Annotated in this window: 4 protein-coding genes; all 4 read right to left on the reverse strand. The window is 73.0% G+C overall.

All coding sequences use genetic code 11. The features are described 5' to 3' along the window. The coding region (locus ACIY1X_RS25270; RefSeq protein ID WP_399686124.1) for a PhaM family polyhydroxyalkanoate granule multifunctional regulatory protein at positions 1 to 296 on the reverse strand (296 nt) is incomplete at its 3' end. Between the two features lie 52 nt (positions 297 to 348). Beyond that, on the reverse strand, positions 349 to 1,239 hold the full coding sequence (locus ACIY1X_RS25275; protein ID WP_399686127.1) for a copper chaperone PCu(A)C: 891 nt from the start codon (positions 1,237 to 1,239) through the stop codon (positions 349 to 351). A gap of 67 nt (positions 1,240 to 1,306) precedes the next feature. Continuing rightward, positions 1,307 to 1,798 (reverse strand): copper chaperone PCu(A)C, encoded by a 492-nt coding sequence (locus tag ACIY1X_RS25280; RefSeq protein ID WP_399686134.1) that lies wholly within the window; start codon positions 1,796 to 1,798, stop codon positions 1,307 to 1,309. 26 nt (positions 1,799 to 1,824) lie between these two features. Continuing rightward, positions 1,825 to 4,058, reverse strand: a 2,234-nt coding sequence (locus tag ACIY1X_RS25285; protein ID WP_399686139.1) for a TonB-dependent receptor, incomplete at its 5' end; no start/stop codon positions are given.

Genomic DNA, 4,058 nt, shown 5'->3' on the forward strand with positions numbered 1-4,058 from the left:
AGGTCCTCCATGCGCACGTTCATGCCCTGCAGCGTGGACAGGGTCATCTTCTGCACCTCCAGCGCCTGGATGGTGGCTTTGAGCGCGTGCACGTTCTGCTCCAGCCAGAACTGCACCGTGCGCAGTTCCTTGATGCGCTTGTCGATCTCTTCGACGCTGAGGGTCGGCGCCACCCAGTTCGACAGGCTGGGCATGCCCGGCACGACGCCCGACGCGGCCGCGCCGGTCAGGCTTTTGAGAAAGTCGAAACCGGGTACGAACTGGCTGAAGGCGAAGGGCTTGCTTGTGTCTGTCATGGCGGTCGTCTCCTCGGTGTGCGACTCGGCGCGACGGCGCGCCTGCGCCAGCTTACTCCAGGCGCCCGGCCGTCGGGCCGGGCGGCGCGGGGAGCGGCCCTTCGCGCACGGGCACGCGCAGCGGCAGTTCGCTGGTGGCGCCGGCGGCATCCTCGAAGCGCAGCGTCACGTCCACCTCCTCGCCCGCGGCGAGCGGCGACGCGAGCGCCTGCATCGCCAGGTGCGCGACGCCCGGCACCAGGTTCACGGCACGGCCGGCCGGCAGGTCCAGCGGCGCATCGGCCTCGCGCAGCTGCAGCCCCTTCAGCTTGCTCTGGAGCGTCCATTGCAGCTCGACGCGCCCGGCTGCCGGCGACGCGGCTCCCACCAGACGCAGGTCGCGCGCGGACTGCAGGCGCACGAACAGGGCGGCATCGCGCCGGCCTGGCGCCGTCGCCCTGAGCCACGCCTGCGACGCGGCCACGGACGCCGCGGGCGGGGCCGCGGCGCCGAGCTGCACGCGCCAATCCGCATGCCGGCCGCCGTCGCAGAACTGCCGCACGTCGAAGGCGAGCACCCGCGGCCGCCAGGGCAGGCGCCCCTGCAGCACGAAGTCGGCGGGCTGGCTGCCGTGCAGCGCATCCCCGGGCGTCGCGGCGCGCCAGTGCACGCTGCCGGGGTAACCCAGCGGGCCGTTCTTGTGCACCGCGTCCCGCACGCCGGCCGTCCAGCCTGGGCGCGGGGACGCGCCGGCCAGGCGAAAGCCCCAGGGCAGTTGCACGGAGAGCCCCTCGGTCCGCGTCGCGTCGGGACAGGGTGCGTCCACGCGCAGGACCACGTCCTGCCGGCTCCCGGCCGCCGCCTCGGCGACGGACGCCAGCACCACGCGCGCCCAGGCGCCGGCGCACCCGCTCCACAGCACACACCCCACGGCCATGGAGACCACGCTCGCTGCCTTGTTCATTCGTCGGCTCCCTGGATCAGCGCCGCATTGTCACGCGGACGGTGTGGCGGAGCCCGCCGCGCCCTGCTCAGTGCCGGTGCTGCTGCGCTGCTCCGCCGGCGGGCGCCGCCGCCCTCACCGGCACCTGCAGCGACAGCGTGCTCTTCGCGCCCTGCGCATCCTCGAAGCGCAGCGTCAGCGGCACCGTGGCGCCGGCCTTCAGCGGCTGCGCCAGGTCCATCAGCATGACGTGGTAGCCGCCGGGCTTGAGTTCGACGGCCTGGTGCGCGGGCAGCGCCAGCGACGGGATGCCGCGCATGCGCATGGTGTCGCCTTCCATCTTCATCTCGTGCACCTCGGCGACCTCGGCGGCGGGCGTGCTCACGCCCACCAGCTTCAGCGGCGCCTGGGCGGTGAGCGTCATGAAGGCGCCGGTGCCGCTCTGGCCCGGCACGGTGGCGCGCACCCAGGCGCCATCGGCCTGCACCGGCGCGGCCGGCTGCGCGAAGGCGGCTGCGGCGCCCGCCAGGAGGACGAGGGCGGCGGCGGACCGGAGGGTGGTGGAGGAAAGGAAAGTCATCGGAAGGCTCCTTCAGGTGGTGAGTGTCAGAGATCCCAGCGCAGCGAGGCGGTATAGGTGCGCTGGGGATAGGGATGGAAGTTCCAGTACTTCGCGTTGTTGGCGTTGTCGATGCCGAAGGCGGCGGACCAGTGGCGGCCGATCTGCCAGCGCACGCGCAGGTCGACGGTGAAGTAGCGGCTGGCGCCGAAATAGGCGTCGGCGTTGACGTCGCTGTTGTCGAGGTTGGAGTACTGGCGGCCGCTGTAGCGCGCGGCGACGGTGAAGGCCCAGCGCTCGTCGGGCCGCCAGGTCGCATGGACGGTGGCGCGCCAGCGCGGCACGCGCGGCTGCCACCGGCCGACGCTGGCGGGGTTGTTGGCGTTGGCGACGGTCTTCGAGTCGGCGTAGGTGAGGCTGCCGCCCAGGTCCAGCCCGCGCACCCACACATCGCTGCCGGTGTAGGCCAGCTCGATGCCGGTGGTGCGCACCTTGTCCACGTTCTGCACGCGCGAGACGGTGGTGTCGGGCACGCGCTGGCTGTAGAGCGCGTCCTTCGTCGTCTCGTGGAACAGCGTGGCGCGGGCGAGGCCGTTGCCGAGGTCCTTCTCGGCACTCAGCTCGCCCGTCCAGGAGGTCTCGGGCCTGAGCGCCGGGTCGTTGACGAAGGACAGCGCGCCGCCGGTGGTGGCGCCGTACAGCTCGCCCACGGTGGGGAAGCGCACCGCGCGGCCGGCCGAGGCCTTGATCACCGTGTCGGGCGCCGCCTGCCACATCAGCGCCGCCTTGGGCGAGACGTGCGACTCGCTGCGGCGGGCGTAGCGCTGCAGGCCGGACGCGGTGGCGGTGAAGCCGCGGTGCGCGGTCCAGTCCTCCCAGCGCAGGCCGAGCACGGCCTGCCACCGCGGCGCGAGGCGCCAGGCGTCCTGCACCCAGGCGCTGGTGGTCTCGGTGCGGCCGCCCACGCGGCTGACGACCGAGAGCGGGTTCGCCGGGCCGTCCTGCCAGTGGCCGCTGACGTTGTACTTGTCGATGGCCAGCCTGTAGCTGTCGCGCCCGAGGCCGAAGTCCACGATGTGCGCGCCCTGCATGCCGCCGGGCCGCCAGGTGCCCTTGGCGGCCAGGGTGCGCCAGCCTGTGCCGTCCTGGTCCTGCACGGTGCCGGCGCCGCCGGCGGCGGCCAGCGGCAGCGCGGCGGTGGGTGCGCGCTGCCGGTCCTTCGCGTAGTCGTACACGCTGGCCGCGAGCTCCCAGTCGAAGGTGCCCTGCGTGCGGCTCCTGAGCGAGAGGCCGTGCATCAGGTGGGTCTGCGCGTCGTCGGTGAGCGGGAAGGCGGTGTCGGCCAGGGTGTAGGTGCGGCCCAGGATGTTGACCGCGCCGCTGTAGACCGGCACGCCGCCGGGGCCGGCAAGGTAGCTCGCAGGGCGGCCCTGCGCGCTGTTGCGCCACCAGCCCAGCGTGTAGCTGGCGCGCAGCGTGGGCGTGATGTCGTAGGCCAGCTTGAGCTTGGCCTGGTCCTGCGCGGTGCGGTATTGCGTGCCGGTGCCCAGGATGTACCAGGGCGTGTTGGTGGTGTTGAGGCCGCCCACCCAGCCGGCGACCGGCGTGCCGGCGGCGCCCGGGCGGCCGGAGGCGACGGTGGCGGTGGTGAAGGTCTGCGGCTGGCCCTCGCTGTCGGTGTGCGAGAGGCTGAGCCACCACGACCAGTCCCCCGCCCTGCTGCCCAGCGAGGCGCTGGTGCGCCAGCTGTTGAACGTCGCGCGGGTGCGGTACAGATCGTTGGGCTGGGCGGCGTAGCCGGCGCTGACGTGCGCCTCCAGCTTCGTCGGCATGCGCGTCACGTAGTCCACCACGGCGCCGGCGGAGTTGCCCGGGTAGGCGGCGGAGAAGGGGCCGTACATCACGTCCACGCGCTCGATCTCCTCGGGCGAGACCAGACCCCAACGCGGCGCGTAGTTGGTGCCGTTGGCGATGCCGTTGCCCAGGTAGTTCGACAGCAGGATGCCGTCGGCGTACACCGCCGAGCGCGCGCTGTTGCCGGTGCCCGAGGCGCGGGTGGAGAGGATGGCGTGGTTGTAGTCGCCGATGTAGCGCTTGCGCACCAGCAGGCTGGGCAGGTACTTCAGGGCGTCCTCGCTGTCGGTGGCGTTCACGCGCGTGTCGATCTCCTCGCGCGTGAGGCCCTCGATGGTGGTGGGGATCTGGGTGGGCAGCGAGGTCGGCTGGCCGCCGGTGACGGTGACCACGCCCAGCGACTTGACGCGCTCCGGCGCGTCGTCGG

Source organism: Xenophilus sp. (genome assembly GCF_044462705.1).
GTDB lineage: Bacteria > Pseudomonadota > Gammaproteobacteria > Burkholderiales > Burkholderiaceae_C > Xenophilus > Xenophilus azovorans.